Here is a 19,881-nt window from a genome sequence, read left to right as displayed (position 1 = left end):
CACGGGATGCCGCCCGATCGGATTACCCCGAACGGCGCAGCCCGGGCCGACGGGGTCGGGCCCGCGGACCGGTCCCGGCCGCGCGGGCGGGGGCGGGGCTCGGCGCCGTCCCGCCGTCAGCTCATCCGCAGTGCGAGGAAGAAGTCGAGCTTGTCCTCCAGGCGGGACAGATCACGGCCGGTCAGCTGCTCGATCCGGCCCACCCGGTAGCGGAGCGTGTTGACGTGCAGGTGGAGGCGGCCGGCGCAGCGGGTCCAGGAGCCGTCGCAGTCCAGGAACGCCTCCAGCGTGGGGATCAGCTCGGCACGGTGCCGGCGGTCGTAGTCGCGCAGCGGGTCCAGGAGGCGGGCGGTGAAGGCCCGCCGGACGTCGTCCGGCACGAACGGCAGCAGCAGCACATGCGAGGCCAGCTCCTCGTGCCCGGCGGCGCAGACCCGGCCCGGACGGGCGGCGGCGACCCGGCGGGCGTGCCGGGCCTCCTCCAGCGCGCCGCGCAGCCCCTCCGCCGAGTGCACCGAGGCGCTCACGCCGACCGTCAGCCGCCCGTCGTCCGCCAGACCGCGGCCCAGCGGCGCCTGGACGACGGAGAGCAGCTCCGCGGCGTGCAGACCTGCCGCCGAGGAGTCCCCGGGCTCGTCCGGGACCGGCAGCGGCACCAGCGCCACCGCCTCGTCGCCGGTGTGCGCCACGGCGATCCGGTCGGAGGGCTCCGGACCGAAGGTGCCCGGATCGACCAGCACTTCCTCCAGCAGGCTCTGGGCCACCGGGCCGCCGGGGACGTCGCCGTCCTCCCACTCGACCCTGGCCACCACGATCTGCCAGTGCGGCGCGGTGCCCAGTCCGGGCAGCAGTACCGGCGCCGCCACCCGCAGCCGGGCCGCGATCTCGGCGGGCGGAGCGCCGGTCTGGACGAGCTCCAGCACTTCCTGGGCGAGCCGGCGGCGGACCGTACGGGCCGCATCGCGCCGGTCGCGTTCCACGGCGATCAGCTGGGTGACGCCGTGCAGCAGGTCGAGGCGCTCCTCGGGCCAGTCACCGGCGTCCGCCTCGACGGCCAGCAGCCAGTCGCTGAGCAGGGTCTGGCGCAGGTCACGGCCGTCGTGGCGGATCGGGAACAGCGAGAAGGTGCCGCCCGCGCCCTCCAGGGTGACGCGGTGCGGGCCGCGGCGGCCGCTGCGGGCGGCCGCCAGATGCTCACCCGCGAGGCGGGCGGCCAGTTCGGTGGACAGCTCGGGCCCGGCGCCGGCCAGCGTCGAACCGGCGATCTGCCGTCCGGTGGGGGAGAGCACCCAGGCCCGCAGATCCAGGTCGGAGCCGAGCAGGTCCAGGACCACCTCCGGACCGCCGCCGGTGGGGCCCGACGTCATCAGCCGCCGGTGACGGTCCACCACGGCCGCGAGGTCACCGGCCCGTTCGCTGGAGACCTGGCGGACCACATGTTCGGTGATGGAGGCGAACGAGACGTCCTCGACGACCGAGAACAGCGGCAGCCGGTGCCGGGCGCAGGCCGCCACCAGGTCGTCCGGGACGGAGCCCAGCTCCGCCTCGCCCGCCGCGAGTCCGGCCACCCCGGCGGCGGCCAGGATGCGGACGAACCGCTCGGAGTCCTCGGGGGCGCGGCGCCAGGCCAGGCCCGTCAGCACCAGTTCGCCGCCGGAGAGGTAGCGGCTGGGGTCGCGCAGGTCGGTGGTCATCACGCCGCGTACGGTGCGGTCCAGCTCGTCCTCGCCCCCGAGCAGCCGCAGGCCCAGGGAGGGGGTGTCCAGGAGTGCGCGGAGCCGCATGACCTCGCCCGCCGTTCTTTGCTGTCTGGTGTTGCCGGTGGAATGCCGCGAGGTTTCAGAGCCTCGTCTTTCGTTCGAATCTACAAGACAGGTGCCGTGGCCAGCCAACCGCTTCATGGTTTCGGTGACTGCACCCGGCGGGGCAGGGGCGCGTTCACTAAGCCTCAACCGTTAACGAGACATGAACGGCTCCATGGCGATGTGAGCGCAACGTCCTCACCATGAGTAACGAACGACCGATTTCGTAGAAGAGGCCAACCATGGACTTCCTTCGCCCCGCCAGCTGGGAGGAGGCGCTCGCCGCCAAGGCCGAGCACCCTACCGCTGTGCCCATCGCGGGCGGCACGGACGTGATGGTCGAGATCAACTTCGACCATCGCCGCCCCGAGTACCTGCTCGACCTGAACCGCATCGGTGACCTGAGCGAGTGGGAGGTCGGCGAGAAGACCGTGCGCCTGGGCGCCTCCGTCCCCTACACCCAGATCATGGAGAACCTGCGGGCCGAACTCCCGGGCCTGGCACTGGCCTCGCACACCGTCGCCTCCCCGCAGATCCGCAACCGCGGCGGCGTCGGCGGCAACCTCGGCACCGCCTCCCCGGCCGGCGACGCGCACCCCGCGCTGCTCGCCTCGGGCGGTGCGGTCGAGGTCGAGTCCGTACGCGGCCGCCGGATGATCCCGGTCGACGACTTCTACGTGGGCGTCAAGCGCAACGCCATGGAGCCCGACGAGCTGATCCGGTCGGTGCATCTGCCGAAGGCCGACGGACCGCAGCAGTTCTCCAAGGTCGGCACCCGCAACGCCATGGTGATCGCGGTCTGCGCCTTCGGTATCGCGCTGCACCCGGAGACCCGTACGGTGCGCACCGGCATCGGTTCCGCCGCGCCCACCCCCGTACGGGCCCGCGAGGCCGAGGAGTTCCTCACCGCGGCGCTGGACGAGGGCGGTCTCTGGGAGTCCGGCAACCCCATTCCGCCGTCCGTCGCCAAACAGTTCGCGCAGCTCGCCGCCGGCGCCTGCAACCCGATCGACGATGTGCGCGGCAGCGCCACGTACCGCCGGCACGCGGTCGGCATCATGGCCCGCCGCACCCTCGGCTGGACCTGGGAGTCCTTCCGCGGCAAGGAGAGGAGCGCACAGTGCGCGTGACATTCACCGTCAACGGCCGCCGCCAGGAGGCCGACGACGTCTGGGAAGGCGAGAGCCTGCTGTACGTCCTCCGGGAGCGGATGGGCCTGCCGGGCTCCAAGAACGCCTGTGAGCAGGGCGAGTGCGGTTCCTGCACGGTCCGTCTCGACGGTGTGCCGGTGTGCTCCTGTCTGGTCGCCGCGGGCCAGGTCGAGGGCCGTGACGTGGTGACGGTCGAGGGCCTGGCGGACTTCGCCAAGCAGCGTGCCGAGGGCGGCTGTGCCTCCGGGGTATGCGGCACCGGCCTCGACGAGGCCCAGCAGTGGCAGGCCCGCCCCACGGTCTCCCAGACCGGCGAGCAGGCCGAACTCGCCCCGATCCAGCAGGCGTTCATCGACGCCGGCGCGGTCCAGTGCGGCTTCTGCACCCCGGGCCTGCTGGTCGCCGCGGACGAACTGCTGGAGCGCAACGACTCCCCGTCGGACGCCGACATCCGGGAGGCGCTGTCGGGCAACCTGTGCCGCTGCACGGGCTACGAGAAGATCCTCGACGCGGTCCGGCTGGCGGCCGCCCGCGGCGAAAACCGCACCGCCGGACAGGGGGCCTGAGCATCATGACCGGCACACCGCCACGAGCCGCTACCGCTCCGGGCCGTACCCCCACCAACCTCACCCAGGGCGGCAAGACCAAGGCCGGTATCGGCGAGTCCACCCTGCGGCCCGACGGCACCCTCAAGGTGACCGGCGAATTCGCCTACTCCTCGGACATGTGGCACGAGGACATGCTGTGGGGCTTCACCCTGCGCTCCACCGTCGCGCATGCCGAGATCATCTCGATCGACACCGCCGAGGCCCTCGCGACCCCGGGTGTCTACTCCGTCCTGACCTACGACGACCTGCCCACCGACGTGAAGAACTACGGCCTGGAGATCCAGGACACGCCGGTTCTCGCGCACGGCAAGGTGCGCCACCACGGGGAGCCGGTGGCGCTGGTCGCCGCCGACCACCCGGAGACCGCGCGCCGCGCGGCCGCCAAGATCAAGATCGAGTACGCCGAGCTGCCGGTCGTCACCGACGAGGCCTCCGCCACCGCCGAGGGCGCCCCGCTGGTCCACGAGAACCGCACCGACCACCACATCGGGCACGTACCGCACCCGAACATCGTCCACCGCCAGCCGATCATCCGCGGCAACGCCGACGAGGCCGCCAAGAAGGCCGATGTCATCGTCTCCGGCGAGTATGTCTTCGGCATGCAGGACCAGGCCTTCCTCGGCCCGGAGTCCGGGCTCGCGGTGCCCGGCGAGGACGGCGGTGTCGATCTCTACGTCGCCACCCAGTGGCTGCACTCCGACCTCCGCCAGATCGCCCCGGTCCTCGGCCTGCCCGAGGAGAAGGTGCGGATGACGCTGTCCGGCGTCGGCGGCGCGTTCGGCGGCCGCGAGGACCTGTCGATGCAGATCCACGCCTGCCTCCTGGCGCTGCGCACCGGCAAGCCCGTCAAGATCGTCTACAACCGGTTCGAGTCCTTCTTCGGACACGTCCACCGGCACCCGGCGAAGCTCTGGTACGAGCACGGCGCCACCAAGGACGGCAAGCTCACCCACCTCAAGTGCCGGATCGTGCTGGACGGCGGCGCCTACGCGTCCGCCTCCCCGGCCGTGGTCGGCAACGCCTCCTCGCTCGCCGTCGGCCCGTACGTCGTCGATGACGTCGACATCGAGGCCATCGCGCTCTACTCCAACAATCCGCCCTGCGGCGCGATGCGCGGCTTCGGCGCGGTCCAGGCGTGCTTCGCCTACGAGGCGCAGATGGACAAGGTCGCCAAGAAGCTCGGCATGGACCCGGTCGAGTTCCGGCAGCTCAACGCCATGGAACAGGGCACCATCATGCCCACCGGCCAGCCGGTCGACTCCCCGGCCCCGGTCGCCGAACTCCTCCGCCGCGTCAAGGCGATGCCGCTCCCGCCGGAGCAGCAGTGGCTGACGGCCGGTGCGGGCGCCGATGTCCGGGCGCTGCCCGGCGGACTGTCCAACACCACCCACGGCGAGGGCGTGGTCCGCGGTGTCGGCTACGCCGTCGGCATCAAGAACGTCGGCTTCTCCGAAGGCTTCGACGACTACTCCACCGCCCGGGTGCGGATGGAGGTCGTCGGCGGCGAGCCGGTCGCCACGGTCCACACCGCCATGGCGGAGGTCGGCCAGGGCGGCGTCACCGTCCACGCCCAGATCGCCCGTACGGAGCTGGGGGTCCAGCAGGTCACCATCCAGCCGGCCGACACCCAGGTCGGCTCGGCGGGTTCGACCTCCGCCTCCCGCCAGACGTACGTCACCGGCGGCGCGGTCAAGAACACCTGTGAGCACGTCCGCGAGCAGGTGCTCGACATCGGGCGGCGGAAGTTCGGCACGTACCACCCGGCGTGGGCCACCGCCGAACTCCTGCTGGAGGGCGGCAAGGTCGTCACCGACGGCGGCGAGGTACTCGCCACCCTGGCGGACGTCCTGGAGGACGAGGCGGTCGATCTGGAGCTGGAGTGGCGGCACCGCCCGACCGAGCCCTTCGACCTGCGGACCGGCCAGGGCAACGGCCATGTCCAGTACTCCTTCGCCGCCCACCGCGCGGTCGTCGAGGTGGACACCGAACTCGGCCTGGTCAAGGTCATCGAGCTGGCCTGCGCCCAGGACGTCGGCAAGGCGCTCAACCCGCTGTCCGTCGTCGGCCAGATCCAGGGCGGTACCACCCAGGGCCTGGGCGTGGCGGTGATGGAGGAGATCCTCGTCGACCCCAAGACCGCGAAGGTGCGCAACCCCTCCTTCACGGACTACCTCATCCCCACGATCCTCGACACGCCGACCATCCCGGTCGATGTGCTCGAACTCGCCGACGAGCACGCCCCCTACGGGCTGCGCGGTATCGGCGAGGCCCCCACCCTGTCGTCCACCCCGGCCGTCCTCGCGGCGATCCGGAACGCGACCGGGCTGGAGCTCAACAAGACGCCGGTGCGCCCGGAGCACCTCACCGGCACATAGAGAGCCGTCCGGGGGCGACCCCGGACACCGGCCTCCGGGCGGTGCGTGTCAGGGGTGTCCCTGTCCGTCCTCCTCCGCGTACCGCCCGGAGACCGACCCCGCAGTCGCAGTACGCAGTCGCTGCTCCGGTCCGCCGGAGCCAGTACCCCCGTTCGTCTCGGGCCGTCCCCCGGGTCGTGCAGCCGAAGATCCATCCCAAATCTCGCACCTGGTGCGAGTGCCCCTGTGAACCTTGGGAGTAAGGCACCATGACCCAGCAGTCCACCGAGCCGAGGACGACGGCGGAAGACGCGGGCGCCGGCTCACGTCAGCCCGCCGGCCGCTCCTGGCTCGACCGGTACTTCCACATATCCGACAGAGGATCGACGGTCGCGCAAGAGGTGCGCGGCGGCATCACCACCTTCATGGCGATGTGCTACATCCTCCTGCTCAACCCGCTGATCCTCTCGACACCGGACGTGGAGAAGCACACCCTCGCGCATGCCGGCGTGGTCACCGCGACCGCGCTCGCCGCGGCGGTCTCCACACTGCTGATGGGCTTCATCGGCAAGGTGCCGCTGGCGCTCGCGGCCGGTCTGAACGTCTCCGCCGCGCTGACCGCCCAGGTCGTCCCGAACATGACCTGGCCGCAGGCCATGGGGATGTGTGTGGTGTACGGCGTGGTCATCTGCCTGCTGGTGGTGACCGGTCTGCGCGAGATGATCATGAACGCCATCCCGCTCGCGCTCAAGCACGCGATCACCATGGGCATCGGGATGTTCGTCGCGCTGCTGGGGTTGGTGAAGGCCGGTTTCGTGGGCAAGGGTGAGGGCGGCCCGGTCACCCTCGGCCTCACCGGGCAGCTGTCCGGCTGGCCCGTCCTGTTCTTCTGTGTGACGCTGCTGCTGATCTTCATGCTCCAGGCCCGCAAGGTGCCCGGCGCCATCCTCATCGGCATCGTCGTCGGCAGCGTGCTGTCCATCGCCGCCACCAGGATCGGCGGGCTGACGGCCAAGGACTGGGGCGGCACGCCCCCGGAGCTGACCGGCAGTGCCGTCGCGATGCCCGACTTCGGCCTCTTCGGGCATGTCGAGTTCGGCGGCTGGGGCTCCATCGGCGCACTCAGCGTCGGCATGATCGTCTTCACCCTGGTGCTGGCCGGCTTCTTCGACGCCATGGCCACCATCATCGGCGTCGGCACCGAGGCCAAGCTCGCCGACGACAAGGGCCGGATGCCGGGCCTGTCCAAGGCGCTGTTCGTGGACGGCGCGGGCGGTGCCATCGGCGGCATCACCGGCTCGTCCGGTCAGACCGTGTTCATCGAGTCGGCGAGCGGTGTCGGCGAGGGGGCGCGGACCGGTCTGTCGTCCGTCATCACCGGCCTGTTCTTCGCGGCCTGCCTGTTCTTCACGCCGGTCACCCAGCTCGTCCCGGCCCAGGTGGCCTCGGCCGCCCTCGTCGTCATCGGCTCGATGATGATGAGCGCCGCCGGCCATGTGGACTGGCGCGACCGCTCGGTGTCCATCCCGGTCTTCCTGACCGTGGCCCTGATGCCGTTCACCTACAGCATCACCGCGGGCGTCGGCGCCGGTGTCATCGCCTACGCCGCCATCAAGGCGGCACAGGGCAAGTGGCGCGAGGTCGGCGGCTTCATGTGGGTGCTGACCGCCGTCTTCGTCGTCTACTTCTCGCTCCATCCGATCGAGCAGTGGCTGGGCGTCAAGTAACCGCCCGCCTACTGCCCCCCGTCCGTTAGGAGACCGACATGCTGGACATCGCCGAAGAGCTGCACCGGTGGGTCGAGCAGGGCCGTGAGTTCGCGGTGGCCACCGTGGTGGCCACCAACGGCAGCGCGCCCCGCCAGCCCGGGGCCGCGCTGGCCGTCGACAGTGACGGCACGGCGATCGGGTCGGTCTCCGGCGGATGTGTGGAGGGGGCGGTGTACGAACTGTGCCAACAGGCGCTGGAGACCGGTGAGCCGGTCCTGGAGCGCTTCGGCTACAGCGACGAGGACGCCTTCGCCGTGGGCCTGACCTGCGGCGGCATCATCGACATCCTCGTCCAGCCGATACGGACGAGCGCCCCCGCGGCCACCGGCGACGGCGGCTTCGCGGGGGAGCCGGCGGACCGCACCGCCACCACGCTCGCCGCCGGGCTGGCCGCCGCCGCGTCCGGCGAGGCGGCGGCGCTCGCCCGGGTCGTCCAGGGCCCCGCCGGACTCCTCGGCCGCGCCCTGCTGGTGCGCGCCGACGGCAGCCACACCGGCACCCTCGGCGGCCACCCCGCCCTCGACCGCACCGCGGTCGAGGAGACCCGCGCCCTGCTCGACGCCGGGCGCACCACCAGCCTGGAGATCGGCACGGGCTTCGCGCCCGGTGAGGAAGCGGAGAGCGACGACGGCGCGCAGCGCAGCGGATCGCGCTGCGGCCAGCCCGTGGTCCTGCTCGTCGAGTCCGCCGTCCCCGCGCCGCGCATGATCGTCTTCGGTGCCATCGACTTCGCCGCCGCGCTGGTCAGGGTCGGCAAGTTCCTCAACTACCACGTCACGGTCTGCGACGCCCGCCCCGTCTTCGCCACCGAGGCCCGCTTCCCGGACGCCGACGAGATCGTCGTCGACTGGCCGCACCGCTACCTGGACTCCCAGCAGCTCGACTCCCGCACGGTGCTGTGCGTGCTGACCCACGACGCCAAGTTCGACGTACCGCTGCTGGAGCGGGCGCTCAGGCTCCCGGTCGCCTACGTCGGTGCGATGGGCTCGCGCCGCACCCACCTGGACCGCCAGCAGCGGCTGCGGGACGTCGGCCTGACCGAACTCGAACTGAACCGGCTGCGCTCACCCATCGGCCTGGACCTCGGTGCACGCACGCCGGAGGAAACCGCCCTCTCCATCGCCGCCGAGATCGTCGCCAACCGCCGTGGCGGCACCGGCAGCCCGCTGACCGGTGCGCATACACCTATCCATCACGACACCGGACGGACGTTGGGGCGGATCGGTTCGGTGGCTTGAGGGGAGTAGGGACCGGGGGCGTGGGCCCAAGCGGCGCGGGACTGAGGGCGGGGCCCGGCCCCGCCGAAAAACAGGGTGAAGCTCCCCGGGCGCCGGGTTAGCGTCCCCCGGTGACCAGTGACGACCACGCGCGCGCGACCACGGACCTCCGGGACATCCCCGAGGCCGACCTCGACCAGGCCCTGGACCTGGTCCACCTCGCCTTCCACCTCAAGCCCGCCGACAAGACCCGCGCATACCACCGAAGGACGCTGCGCGCCTGCACCCGTATCGGTGCCTACGACGACGGACGGCTGAGCGGGGTGGCCGGCGCGCACCGTGTCACCCTCAGCGTGCCCGGCGGTCAACTGCCCTGCGCCGCACTGGACTTCGTCTCCGTCGCGCCCACCCACCGGCGCCGCGGAATCCTCACCGCGATGCTGGACGAACTCTGGCGCCGCTGCGCCGCCGAGCAGCGGCCGGTGTCCTGCCTCTGGGCGTCCGAGAGCGCCATCTACGGCCGCTTCGGCTACGGTGCCGCCACCGAGTCGTACCGCATCGAGATCGACTCCTCGCGCCCGCTCGCGCTGCGCATCGCCCCCGACAGCCGCCCGCTGCGGCTGATCGACCCGGCCGACGCGCCCACCGTGCTCGCCCCGCGCTACGACGCGACCCTGCCGCAGCGCGCCGGCCGCTTCCTGCGCGACGCGGCCTGGTGGCGTGAGCATGTGCTGGACCTCGACGGGTCGCGCGGCGGCGACGACCGGGACGGCTTCGGTGCGGCGCGTGTGGTGGCGCTGGGCGACCCCGGCGGGATACCGGCCGGCTATGCGGTGTACCGCACCCGCGGCCCGGGCGAGAACCGCCCGGGAGCGGTTCTCGTCGACGAACTGGAAGCGGAGTCCGCCCCGGTCGCCGCCGCCCTGTGGTCCTACCTCGCCTCGATCGACCTCACCTCGACGGTACGGATCGAGGCCCGCCCCGCCGACGACCCGCTCCTGCACCTCGTCGCCGACCGCGACCAGGTACGCGTCACCGGCCAGGAACCCTCCCTGTGGCTCCGGCTCGTGGACGTCCGCGCCGCGCTGACCGCCCGCTCCTGGGCGGCCCCCGTCGACCTCGTCCTCGACCTGCGCGACCCCGCCCTCCCGGCCAACGCGGGCCGCTTCCGGCTGACCGCCGGCCCCGACGGCGCGACCTGGCACCCCACCACCGAGACCCCCGACCTCGCCCTGGACGTCCGGGAGTTGGCATCCTGCTACCTCGGCGGCACCCCCCTGCGCCACTTCGTCCACGCCGGCCTGGTCACCGAACACACCCCGGGCGCGGCTCACCACCTGGACGCCGCCCTGGCGACCGAGTGGCTGCCGTTCACCGGGGAGAACTACTGAGCCCGTCGTTGTTCCGTGGCGCGGGCCGGCAAGCCGGCCCGCGTCCCGCCCGGCACGTCGTAACAAATTGCTTGCCGGCCGGACCACTGCTCAGAATCATGAGCATGGTGAGCGACATACCTGAGCGGTGGAGCAAAGCCAGCGTCTACCCCGACATGTGGGCAGACCCCGACGAGGACCCTCGCGAGAAGGATGGCGTCAGCCCGGACGGTGAGCCGGCGACCTTGCAGGATTTTCTGTCGGGCTATCGACTGACCCTGCTGATGAAGTGCGACGGATTGAACCCGGAGCAAATGGCGCGCCGCTCGGTGCCGCCGTCGACCATGTCCCTGCTGGGGCTGGTCCGCCACCTTGCCGAGACGGAGCGGGACTGGCGCAACTGGATCGTGCCGGGAGACCCGGCACCGAGCCTGTACGGAGCGGACGACGGCGACTTCGAGGGAGCCGTGGCGGAACAGGAGCTGGTCGAGGGCGCCTTCGCCGACCTCGCCCGTGAACAGGCGGCCACCGATGCGGCGTTCGCCGGGTATCCGGATCTGAGCGCGCGGGTGGGGCACGACAACAACGCCGTCCGCGAGCTGTTGGTCCACCGGATCGAGGAGTACGCCCGCCACTGCGGTCACGCCGACCTGCTGCGGGAATGCGTCGACGGCCGGGTGGGGCAGTAGCGCACCCGACCGGCCGGCCCCCGCCCTCGCTGCCCCGGCGCAACCAGCACACTCAGCTGCGCCACCGGCCGCGGCCACGTCTGACACCCGGCCGCGGCCCCCTCTCGTCAGGGCCGCATCGTGCCCGAGTCCACGTCCACGTCCACGTCCGTGCCCGTGCCCGCGTCCCCGCCCCCGGCCCGCCGGGACCGTAGCGCCGCCATCACCAGTACGTCGTGCCATGCGCCGTCCCAGTAGAGGGCCTCGCGCAGCCGGCCCTCCACCTCGAAGCCGCACTTCTCGTACGCCCGCCGGGCGCGCGGGTTGTAGTCGTAGACCTCCAGCTGTACCCGGTGCAGGCCCACCCGGTCGAAGGCGTAGTCGAGCAGCAGGCGGGTCGCCTCGCTGCCGATGCCGCGGTCGGTGGCGTCCGGGACCAGGGCGATCCGGAAGCTGCCGTGGGCGTTCGGCGGATCGATCTGGCTCAGGGCGAGTTCGCCGAGGAAGCCACCGGTTTCGCGGTCCTCGATGGCGAGGTCCAGCCGGTCCGCGCGGTCGGCGCTGCCGGCGCACCACGTCTGCAACTCTTCCAGCGTGAAGTCATGGTGGGTGCCGGTCAGCCGGCGCGTCTCCGGGTCCCGGCAGGCGGTGTGGAAGGCGGCCGCATGCCGTATGGACAGCGGGGCGAGACGGACCCGGGGGCCGGTGAGCACCGGCTTCTCGGCGAGTGCGGTGGCATCGATCATGGGGGGATGATGTCCGGGCGGCGGTATCGCGGCAAGGCAATTGCCCGGTCGGGGTGCGCCGCCCGGAGCGAGGGTGCGGCACGGGGGAGCGGGCCGGCCGGGAGGGGAGAGGCGTGGAGCTGCGGCAGGTGCGGTACTTCGTCACGGTGGCGCAGGAGCTGCATTTCGGGCGGGCGGCGGAGCGGCTGCATATCGTCCAGTCGGCGGTGAGCCAGCAGATCCGGCGGCTGGAGCGGGAGTTGAAGACCGAGCTGTTCGACCGTTCGGCCCGCCAGGTGCGGCTGACGGCCGTCGGCGAGCGGTTCCTGCCGGAGGCGCGGGCGCTGCTCGCCGCCGAGGAGCGGGCCCGAGCCGCCGTCGCCGAGCTGACCGGTGGGCCGGGTGCCACCCTGCGCCTGGGGACGAGCACGGGCCTGGGTGCCCACCTGGACCGGGTGCTGGACACACTGGCCCGTCTCGCCCCGGAGACCCGGGTGGAGCTGGTGGCCGTACGGGCCCGGGACCGGCTCGACCGGGTGGCGTCCGGTGAGCTGGACGCCGCGTTCCTCCGTGGTGAGCCGGACGGCACCGGCCGGGACGGGCTGCGCTTCGTCCCGCTGTGGCAGGACCCGCTGGTGGCGGTCGTCCCGGCCCGGCACCCCCTGGCCGCCGCACCCGGCCCGGTCGCGCTCGCCGACCTCGGGCCCGTCCCGCTGGTGCTGACCGCGCGCCGCAACAACCGGGCCCTGGTCGACCTGGTCGTCCACGCCTGCCACGACGCCGGCTTCGTCCCCGTACCGGGCCCCGCCTACGGCTCGTTGGACGACACCCTGACCGCGATCGGCGCCCGCGGGCCGTCGGACGGACTGTGGACCGTCGTCTACGCCTCGCACGCCCGCCGGCTGAGCACGCCCCGGGTCGCCTTCCTCCCGTTCCGCGACCCGGGCATGGAGCTGACCACCTCGCTCGCGGTGCGCCGGACCGACCCGCCCGCGGGGGTGGATCCGCTGCTGCGGGCCTGTGCGGCCCCGGACGGGAGCGAGGCGCTCGATCTCGATCGGTGATCGCTGTGTGCACGATCCGCTTCTTGGTCGCACGGGCCGTTCGCGATGGACTGAGGGCACGCCGGTCAACCACCGGAAACCCGGGGAAAACCCGGGATCCCCAGGCCGGGTGACACCGGGAACCTCTGCGTTCCCGGTGGCCCAACGGCCCCTCTCCTCAAAGGGAGTTCCACCATGCCCACCGTCACCGTTCAGCAGGGCCCGCGCAGCGTCGAGCTGAAGCGGGAGCTGGTCAAGCAGATCACCGACGCGTTCGTGGACGCGTACCGCATCCCCGCGGAGACCGTGACGGTCTGGATCCAGGAAGTCCCCACCGACAGCTGGGGCGCGGCGGGCACCCTGACCGCCGACAAGTAGCCGTCGGACGGGCGGTCCGGCCTTCACGGGGGAGGGCCGGGCCGCCCGCCACGTACCCCCGCCCGCCCTACGGCAGCGCCCCCGCCCGGCGGGCCGCGAGCACTGCCTGGAGGCGGGTGTGGGCGCCCAGCTTCCGCATGGCGGAGCGGAGGTAGCTCTTGACGGTTTCCGGGCGCAGGCCCAGGCGCTCCGCCACCTCCGCGTTGGTGGCGCCGGACGCGACGCAGGTCAGCACGTCCAGTTCGCGTGGTGCGAGGGCGGGGGCCGCGCCGTCCGTGCCGGGGCGGCGGGATGAGGCCGCCGCGAGGCGTCCGCACGCCGCCAGGAGCTGCTGTCGCAGCAGGGGGTCGCCGACCCGCTGGGCCAGGCCGCGCAGCTCGCCGTGTGCCTCGCGGACCTCTTCCCACCGGGCCGGGTCGCCGGCGGTGGAGGGGGGTCCGCCCTGCTCCTCAAGAGCCTGGGGGAGTGACACCGCCAGCAGCCGCGCCGCCTCGTCCTGGAGCAGCAGTGCCTGCTCCAGCTCCCGTGCCACCTCCATGGCCGCCGAGAGCGGGCGGTCGCCGAGCCGTACCGGGCGGCGCAGCGCCCCGTACAGCACGCCGCGCACCCGGCGCCGGACGATCACCGGTACGGCGAGCACCGAGCGCAGCCCCTCGGCGGCCACCGCCGCGTCGTACTCATGGCTGATCACCGATGAGGCGCTGTAGTCGGTCACCGCGAGCGGGCGGGACAGCGCCACGGCCTTCCCGCCCAGCCCGTTGCCCCGCATGATGTCCAGGCCGCGCAGCACCGCGGTCTCCGTACCGGCCAGCTCATTGATGCGACAGCACCCCGCACCGGCCCGCAGACCGCCGAACGCCACCGGCAGCCCGCTGTCCCGCCGCAGCCGCGACAGCGCCGCCCGTACGTCCGCCGTCTCGTGGGCATCCGGGTCGTGCCGCACGCCGAACCTCCGCTTCCCCCCATTCGGGGGTGGTGAGACCTGGGCCACTGATTACACGATGGCAGCCAGCGGTGCGGCAATGAGGAGGACATATGACGGACACGGAATCCGGTGCGACGGGTCGCGCACCGGCCGCCACCGAGGAGTTCCGGGCGGCGCGGGATCTTCTGCTGCGGCACCGGGAGGACTATGCCGCGGCCCGCGCGGCGTTCCAGTGGCCCCGCCCGGAGCACTTCAACTGGGCACTGGACTGGTTCGACACCATCGCCCACGGCAATGACCGCCCCGCGCTGCACATCGTCGAGGAGGACGGCAGCGAGACCCGGCTGAGCTTCGACGCCATGCGCCGCCGCTCCGACCAGGCCGCGAACTGGCTGTCCGCCCACGGGGTACGGGCCGGCGACCGCATCGTGATGATGCTCGGCAACCAGGTCGAGCTGTGGGAGACCGCACTGGCCGCCATGAAGCTGCGTGCCGTCGTCATCCCCGCGACCCCGCTGCTCGGCCGCGCCGACCTCGCCGACCGGATCGACCGCGGCCGGGCCCGGCATGTCCTCGTGCGCGCCGCGGACACGGGCAAGTTCGCCGACGTGGCGGGCGACTACACCCGGATCGCGGTCGGCGGCGCGCCGGACGGCTGGCTGGCGTACGAGGACGCGTACGACAGCCCCGAGACCTTCGAGCCGGGCGGGCCCACCCGGGCGGACGACGCCCTGATGCTCTACTTCACCTCCGGCACCACCGCCCGCCCCAAGCTCGTCGAGCACACCCACGCCTCGTACCCCATCGGGCATCTCGCGACGATGTACTGGATCGGTCTGCGGCCCGGCGATGTGCATCTCAACATCTCCTCGCCCGGATGGGCCAAGCACGCCTGGTCCAATCTCTTCGCGCCCTGGAACGCCGAGGCCACCGTCTTCATCCACAACTACACCCGCTTCGACGCGGCCCGGCTGATGGCGGAGATGGACCGGGCCCACGTCACCAGCTTCTGCGCCCCGCCGACCGTCTGGCGGATGCTCATCCAGGCCGATCTGTCCGCGCTCCGCCAACCGCCGCGGGAGATCGTCGCGGCCGGTGAACCGCTCAACCCGGAGATCATCGAGCAGGTGCGGCAGTCCTGGGGCGTCACCATCCGGGACGGCTTCGGACAGACCGAGACCGCCGTCCAGGTGGCCAACACCCCTGGTCAGACCGTCAAGCCGGGCTCCATGGGCCGTCCCACCCCCGGCTTCGACGTCGTCCTCCTCGACCCGGTCAGCGGCGCACCGGGCGACGAGGGGGAGATCGCCCTCGACCTCTCCACCCGGCCGGTCGGCCTGATGACCGGCTACCACGGGGACCCGGCACGCACCGCGGAGGCGATGGCCGACGGCTACTACCGCACCGGCGACATCGGCAGCCGCGACCGCGACGGCTGGATCACCTATATCGGACGCGCCGACGACGTCTTCAAGGCGTCCGACTACAAGATCTCCCCGTTCGAGCTGGAGAGCGCCCTGCTGGAGCACGAGGCGGTCGCCGAGGCCGCCGTGGTGCCGGCCCCCGACCCGCTGCGGCTGGCGGTCCCCAAGGCGTATGTGGTGCTGGCGGCCGGGTGGTCGCCCGGCCCGGAGACCGCGAAGGTGATCTTCGCGCACTCCCGTGAGGTGCTGGCCCCCTACAAGCGCATCCGGCGGCTGGAGTTCGCCGAGCTGCCGAAGACCGTCTCCGGCAAGATCCGCCGTATCGAGCTGCGCGAGCGCACCGCGCAGGGCGACGGCGGCGCCGAGTACTGGGAGGAGAACCACCGATGAGCCAGCAGCACCAGGAGCTGTCGTACGCCTGCGGGACCGCCGGCCGGCCGCTGCTCGGCCACACCATCGGCGCCGATCTGACCCGCACCATCGCCCGGTTCGGCGACCGTGAGGCGCTGGTCGAGGTGGCGAGCGGCCGCCGCTGGACCTACGCCGAACTGGGCCGCGCGGTCGACGAGGTGGCGCTCGGCCTGCTCGCCAAGGGCGTCGCCAAGGGCGACCGGGTCGGCATCTGGGCGCCCAACTGCGCCGAGTGGGTGCTCGTCCAGTACGCCACCGCCCGGATCGGGGCGATCCTCGTCAACGTCAACCCCGCCTACCGCGTCCACGAGTTGGGCTACGTCCTGCGGCAGGCCGGCATCAGCGTCCTGGTGTCCGCGACCCACCACAGGACCAGCGACTACCGCGGGATGATCGAGCAGGTACGCGACGGGAGCCCGGCGCTGCGCGAGGTGATCTACCTCGGCGACGACACCTGGGGCGCACTGCTGGCCGCCGGTGCCACCGTCCCGCCGCAGCGGCTCACCGCCTGCGAACAGGAGCTGACCGCCGACGACCCGGTCAACATCCAGTACACCTCGGGCACCACCGGCTTCCCCAAGGGCGCCACCCTCTCCCACCACAACATCCTCAACAACGGCTACTGGGTCGGCGAGACGCTCGCCTACACCGAACAGGACCGGGTGTGTCTGCCGGTGCCCTTCTACCACTGCTTCGGCATGGTCATGGGCAACCTCGGCGCCACCTCGCACGGCGCCTGCATCGTCATCCCGGCCCCGGCTTTCGACGCCGCCGCCACCCTGCGAGCCGTCCAGGACGAACGCTGCACCTCCCTCTACGGCGTCCCCACCATGTTCATCGCCGAGCTCAACCACCCCGACTTCGCCTCCTACGACCTGTCCTCGCTCCGCACCGGCATCATGGCGGGCTCGCCGTGTCCCGAGGAGGTGATGAAGCGGGTGGTCGCCGAGATGCATATGACCGAGGTCTCCATCTGCTACGGCATGACCGAGACCTCCCCGGTCTCCACCCAGACCCGCCGTGACGACGACCTCGCCCACCGCACCACCACCGTCGGCCGGGTGCTGCCGCACATCGAGGTGAAGGTCGCCGATCCGGCGAGCGGGGTGACCGTGCCCCGCGGCACCCCCGGCGAACTGCGTACCCGCGGCTACAGCGTGATGCTCGGCTACTGGGCGGAGCCCGAGCGCACCGCCGAGGCCATCGACCCGGCCCGGTGGATGCACACCGGTGATCTCGCGGTGATGAACGACGACGGCTACGTCCGGATCGTCGGCCGCATCAAGGACATGATCATCAGGGGTGGTGAGAACGTCTACCCGCGCGAGATCGAGGAGTTCCTCTACACCCACCCCAAGATCGCCGATGTCCAGGTCGTCGGTGTCCCCGATGAGAAGTACGGCGAGGAGATCGCCGCCTGCGTCATCCTCCGCGACCCCGAAGACCCGCTCACCCACGACGAGTTGGCCGCCTACTGCCGCTCCCACCTCGCCCACTACAAGGTGCCGCGCCATCTGGAGATCCTCGACGCCTTCCCGATGACCGTCAGCGGCAAGGTCCGCAAGATCGAACTGCGCGAGCGGCTGGCGAAGGCGGTGGGGCGGGTGCGGTGAGGACGGCGGGCCCGGGCGGCGCCCCGCCGGTGACTCAGGCCCGCCCCTCTCCCGGCCAGTCCAGCAGCAGGCGCTGCGCCTTGGGCAGCGAGGCGACCACGAGGTCGTACGAGTCCTCGATCATGTCCAGCACGAGCCGGTCGGGAAGGTCCCCGTCCAGGGAAACGGTGTTCCAGTGCCGCTTGTTGAGGTGATACCCCGGCACCACTTCCGGGTGCGCCGCCCGCAGCCGCTCCGCCAGCTCGGGTTCGCACTTGAGGCTCACGGTGAGCGGCGTATCCGTCAGCGTCGTCAGCGCGAAGATCTTGCCGCCGACCTTGAAGGTGGACACATCAGGGTGCCGCGGGAAGGGGAATTCCTCGGTCGCACCCGGGAAATCCAGGCAGACGGCCCGCAGGGCATTCGCGTCGATCATCCGCACATTCTCCCCGCCGGGGGCCGGCCGCGGCCGCGGCGGGCGCGCACGGGCGCAGGATTCACGGGGTCGGCCGGTGCTCTCCGCTGCCCTCCTCCCGCCTCCCGGGTATCGATTCTCAAATCACCGAAGGGGGAGTACTGTTTCTGAAATCGAAGCACGAGGCGGTGGCCGGCACCGGAACGGCCCAAGAGGCGCTACGGCCTCAACTCCCGGAGCAGGCAGCCGACTCCGCACCACGGAGAAATGAGGAGCCATGGATTTCCCTGCGTTAGCGGCACGCGACGCCGTCGCCCGCGCGCTTGCCGAGGACGGCTGCCATGACGATGTCACCACCCGCTGGAGTGTGCCCGCGGGGCTGCGTGCGCAGGCCGAGATCATCGCGAAGCAGCCGGGAGTGATCAGCGGACTGCCCGCCGTTTCCGAGGTGTTCCGCCAGCTCGACCCCGACGTGACGGTGGAGGTGCTGGTGGCGGAGGGGACGCTCGTTTCACCGGGCCGGACGCTGGTCCGCCTCACCGGCGAGGGACGCAGCCTGATCACCGGGGAACGCACCGCGCTGAATTTCCTCCAGCGCATGTGCGGCATCGCCACGCTGACGAAGCAGTACGCGGACCTGGTCGCCGACCTGGACGTCAGAGTCCTCGACACCCGTAAGACGGCCCCCGGGCTGCGGGCCCTGGACAAGTACGCCGTGACGTCCGGGGGCGGCACCAGCCACCGGCTGGACCTCTCGGCCATGGTGCTGCTCAAGGAGAACCACCTCGCCGCTTCCGGCGGCGTCACCGCGGCGATCGACGCGGTCCGCGCCGGCATGGCGGCCGAGGGCCGGGAGACGCTCATCGACATCGAGGTGGAGACCGTCGCGGAAGCGGAGGAAGCACTGCGTGCGCGGGTTCCCTGGATCATGCTCGACGACATGACGCTCGACGAGATCAGGCAGGTCGTTCGGGCCCGGGCGGAGATCGCCCCCGGCGCCGGCGTCGTCCTCGAAGCCTCCGGCGGAGTCACTCCGGAACGACTGCGGCCGATCGCCGAGGCCGGTGTGGACATGGTCTCCATCGGCGCGCTGACCCACAGCGCCCCGGCCTTGGACCTCAGCATGCTGCTGACCGGGACACCCCGCGCATGACAGCCACGCACCCGATGTCCCCCGGCCTCGTACCGGCAGCGGACATCACCGTCGACGGCACCGGTCTGCTCTGTGTGGCCCTCCTCCTGCGGCTGCGGGCCGAGATCGCCGAAGCCGAGCCGGGTACGGTCGTGCATGTCATCGCGACCGATCCGGCGGCTCCGCTCGATCTGCCGGCCTGGTGCCATATGACCGGCCATGACTATCTCGGACCTGTCGACGACGACCCGGACGGCACGGTCTACGCCCTCCGCCTCTCCGCCGACGCCCGCCGCACCCGCCCCGACGCACCGTGGCGCACAGACCGGCCGAGCGCAGACACGGAGCTCTGACCAGCCGTCTCAGCCCTCCCGGCCGGACTCCCGGCGCATCGCCACCCGCGGCCAGCGGTCCAGCCCCAGCGCCGCCTCATGGGCGCGGATCGCCCGTAGGCCCGGGGTGAGTTCGGCCTCGGGCAGCGCCCGGAATCCGATCCGGGCGTAATACGGCGCGTTCCACGGCACCTCGGTGAAGGTGGTCAGGGTCAGCGCGACCCGGCCGCCGTCCCCCATCGCCCGGTCGATGAGGGCCCGGCCGATGCCACGGCGGGCCTGGTCCGGGTGGACCGAGACCTGCTCGATATGGGTGCAGCCGTCGACCGGCTCCCAGAGCAGATAGCCGACCGGGCGGCGGGGCCCGCCGCCCGGCCCCGCTTCCTCGTACGCGGCCAGCGCCCGCCCCGCCCGCTGGAACTCCGTCAGCAGCGCCGGCGACGGTGGCTCGTCGTCGGCGACCGCCGCCATGCCGAGTCCACGGAACGGCTCCCCGGCCGCTCGCTCGATGGCGCGCAGCGCGGGCAGTTCGTCGAGGGCGGGCACCTGAATGATCACGGGACCA

Annotated in this window: 18 protein-coding genes; 13 read left to right on the top strand and 5 right to left on the bottom strand. The window is 72.1% G+C overall.

Annotation, left to right across the window (positions count from 1 at the left end):
* Positions 1–116: 116 nt before the first annotated feature.
* Positions 117–1,784 (bottom strand): PucR family transcriptional regulator, encoded by a 1,668-nt coding sequence (locus TU31_RS27220; protein ID WP_042159198.1) that lies wholly within the window; start codon positions 1,782–1,784, stop codon positions 117–119.
* A 260-nt stretch (positions 1,785–2,044) separates the two neighbouring features.
* On the opposite strand from TU31_RS27220, the gene TU31_RS27215 reads away from it, so the two are divergent.
* From TU31_RS27215 to TU31_RS27185, 7 genes are all read left to right on the top strand, one after another.
* Positions 2,045–2,932, top strand: coding sequence for an FAD binding domain-containing protein (locus TU31_RS27215; RefSeq protein WP_042159196.1), 888 nt, complete (start codon positions 2,045–2,047; stop codon positions 2,930–2,932).
* Positions 2,923–3,519, top strand: coding sequence for a (2Fe-2S)-binding protein (locus TU31_RS27210; protein ID WP_042159194.1), 597 nt, complete (start codon positions 2,923–2,925; stop codon positions 3,517–3,519). The genes TU31_RS27215 and TU31_RS27210 overlap by 10 nt, the downstream gene beginning before the upstream one ends.
* Before the next feature lie 5 nt (positions 3,520–3,524).
* Entirely contained in the window at positions 3,525–5,936 is a 2,412-nt protein-coding gene (locus TU31_RS27205) for a xanthine dehydrogenase family protein molybdopterin-binding subunit (protein WP_042159192.1), read from the top strand.
* 248 nt (positions 5,937–6,184) lie between these two features.
* Positions 6,185–7,642, top strand: a complete 1,458-nt coding sequence (locus TU31_RS27200; RefSeq protein ID WP_042159190.1) for an NCS2 family permease — start codon at positions 6,185–6,187, stop codon at positions 7,640–7,642.
* Positions 7,643–7,680: 38 nt separating this feature from the next.
* Complete coding sequence (locus TU31_RS27195; protein ID WP_042159189.1) at positions 7,681–8,922, top strand: XdhC family protein; 1,242 nt, start codon at positions 7,681–7,683, stop codon at positions 8,920–8,922.
* A gap of 110 nt (positions 8,923–9,032) precedes the next feature.
* Positions 9,033–10,292 carry a GNAT family N-acetyltransferase gene (locus TU31_RS27190; protein ID WP_042159187.1) on the top strand — a complete coding sequence of 420 codons (1,260 nt, stop codon included), beginning with the start codon at positions 9,033–9,035 and terminating at the stop codon, positions 10,290–10,292.
* A 98-nt stretch (positions 10,293–10,390) separates the two neighbouring features.
* Positions 10,391–10,960, top strand: a complete 570-nt coding sequence (locus TU31_RS27185) for a DinB family protein (protein WP_042159186.1) — start codon at positions 10,391–10,393, stop codon at positions 10,958–10,960.
* 107 nt (positions 10,961–11,067) lie between these two features.
* Here TU31_RS27185 and TU31_RS27180 read toward each other — a convergent pair whose 3' ends face one another.
* Positions 11,068–11,685, bottom strand: a complete 618-nt coding sequence (locus tag TU31_RS27180; RefSeq protein ID WP_042159184.1) for a GNAT family N-acetyltransferase — start codon at positions 11,683–11,685, stop codon at positions 11,068–11,070.
* A 113-nt stretch (positions 11,686–11,798) separates the two neighbouring features.
* Here TU31_RS27180 and TU31_RS27175 point away from each other — a divergent pair, with 113 nt between their 5' ends.
* Positions 11,799–12,728 (top strand): LysR family transcriptional regulator, encoded by a 930-nt coding sequence (locus TU31_RS27175; RefSeq protein ID WP_042159182.1) that lies wholly within the window; start codon positions 11,799–11,801, stop codon positions 12,726–12,728.
* A 174-nt stretch (positions 12,729–12,902) separates the two neighbouring features.
* Positions 12,903–13,085, top strand: a complete 183-nt coding sequence (gene dmpI, locus TU31_RS27170) for a 4-oxalocrotonate tautomerase DmpI (protein WP_042159180.1) — start codon at positions 12,903–12,905, stop codon at positions 13,083–13,085.
* Between the two features lie 67 nt (positions 13,086–13,152).
* Here dmpI and TU31_RS27165 read toward each other — a convergent pair whose 3' ends face one another.
* A complete protein-coding gene (locus tag TU31_RS27165; protein WP_042159178.1) occupies positions 13,153–14,028 on the bottom strand; it encodes a helix-turn-helix domain-containing protein in 876 nt (291 codons plus the stop codon).
* Positions 14,029–14,120: 92 nt separating this feature from the next.
* Between TU31_RS27165 and TU31_RS27160 the strand changes: the two genes are divergently transcribed.
* Together TU31_RS27160 and TU31_RS27155 are read left to right on the top strand one after the other, a co-directional pair.
* Positions 14,121–15,824, top strand: a complete 1,704-nt coding sequence (locus tag TU31_RS27160) for an AMP-binding protein (protein WP_042159177.1) — start codon at positions 14,121–14,123, stop codon at positions 15,822–15,824.
* Positions 15,821–17,458: an AMP-binding protein gene (locus TU31_RS27155; RefSeq protein WP_042159175.1), complete on the top strand. Its 1,638-nt coding sequence runs from the start codon at positions 15,821–15,823 to the stop codon at positions 17,456–17,458. The genes TU31_RS27160 and TU31_RS27155 overlap by 4 nt, the downstream gene beginning before the upstream one ends.
* A gap of 34 nt (positions 17,459–17,492) precedes the next feature.
* Here the strand turns inward: TU31_RS27155 and TU31_RS27150 are convergent, their stop codons facing one another.
* Positions 17,493–17,873: an MmcQ/YjbR family DNA-binding protein gene (locus tag TU31_RS27150; protein WP_042159172.1), complete on the bottom strand. Its 381-nt coding sequence runs from the start codon at positions 17,871–17,873 to the stop codon at positions 17,493–17,495.
* A gap of 256 nt (positions 17,874–18,129) precedes the next feature.
* Between TU31_RS27150 and nadC the strand changes: the two genes are divergently transcribed.
* Positions 18,130–19,005: a carboxylating nicotinate-nucleotide diphosphorylase gene (gene nadC / locus TU31_RS27145; RefSeq protein WP_042159171.1), complete on the top strand. Its 876-nt coding sequence runs from the start codon at positions 18,130–18,132 to the stop codon at positions 19,003–19,005.
* Positions 19,002–19,337 (top strand): sulfurtransferase TusA family protein, encoded by a 336-nt coding sequence (locus TU31_RS27140; protein ID WP_042159170.1) that lies wholly within the window; start codon positions 19,002–19,004, stop codon positions 19,335–19,337. Before nadC ends, TU31_RS27140 begins: the two co-directional genes overlap by 4 nt.
* Before the next feature lie 9 nt (positions 19,338–19,346).
* On the opposite strand, the gene TU31_RS27135 is transcribed toward TU31_RS27140, so the two are convergent.
* Entirely contained in the window at positions 19,347–19,874 is a 528-nt protein-coding gene (locus TU31_RS27135; protein WP_042159168.1) for a GNAT family N-acetyltransferase, read from the bottom strand.
* Positions 19,875–19,881 lie beyond the last annotated feature (7 nt).

The organism is Streptomyces lydicamycinicus (assembly GCF_000829715.2).
GTDB lineage: Bacteria > Actinomycetota > Actinomycetes > Streptomycetales > Streptomycetaceae > Streptomyces > Streptomyces lydicamycinicus.
Note: the sequence above shows the minus strand (reverse complement) of the source record. Positions and strands in the feature narration are given on the sequence as shown.

Excerpts from the sequence above, each read along its gene's own strand:
- nadC (WP_042159171.1), top strand. The coding sequence starts at position 18,130 with ATGGATTTCCCTGCGTTAGCGGCACGCGACGCCGTCGCCCGCGCGCTT.
- TU31_RS27195 (WP_042159189.1), top strand. The coding sequence starts at position 7,681 with ATGCTGGACATCGCCGAAGAGCTGCACCGGTGGGTCGAGCAGGGCCGT.
- TU31_RS27205 (WP_042159192.1), top strand. The coding sequence starts at position 3,525 with ATGACCGGCACACCGCCACGAGCCGCTACCGCTCCGGGCCGTACCCCC.
- TU31_RS27185 (WP_042159186.1), top strand. The coding sequence starts at position 10,391 with ATGAGCATGGTGAGCGACATACCTGAGCGGTGGAGCAAAGCCAGCGTC.
- dmpI (WP_042159180.1), top strand. The coding sequence starts at position 12,903 with ATGCCCACCGTCACCGTTCAGCAGGGCCCGCGCAGCGTCGAGCTGAAG.
- TU31_RS27155 (WP_042159175.1), top strand. The coding sequence starts at position 15,821 with ATGAGCCAGCAGCACCAGGAGCTGTCGTACGCCTGCGGGACCGCCGGC.
- TU31_RS27150 (WP_042159172.1), bottom strand. The coding sequence starts at position 17,873 with ATGATCGACGCGAATGCCCTGCGGGCCGTCTGCCTGGATTTCCCGGGT.
- TU31_RS27140 (WP_042159170.1), top strand. The coding sequence starts at position 19,002 with ATGACAGCCACGCACCCGATGTCCCCCGGCCTCGTACCGGCAGCGGAC.
- TU31_RS27160 (WP_042159177.1), top strand. The coding sequence starts at position 14,121 with ATGACGGACACGGAATCCGGTGCGACGGGTCGCGCACCGGCCGCCACC.
- TU31_RS27220 (WP_042159198.1), bottom strand. The coding sequence starts at position 1,784 with ATGCGGCTCCGCGCACTCCTGGACACCCCCTCCCTGGGCCTGCGGCTG.
- TU31_RS27180 (WP_042159184.1), bottom strand. The coding sequence starts at position 11,685 with ATGATCGATGCCACCGCACTCGCCGAGAAGCCGGTGCTCACCGGCCCC.
- TU31_RS27215 (WP_042159196.1), top strand. The coding sequence starts at position 2,045 with ATGGACTTCCTTCGCCCCGCCAGCTGGGAGGAGGCGCTCGCCGCCAAG.
- TU31_RS27200 (WP_042159190.1), top strand. The coding sequence starts at position 6,185 with ATGACCCAGCAGTCCACCGAGCCGAGGACGACGGCGGAAGACGCGGGC.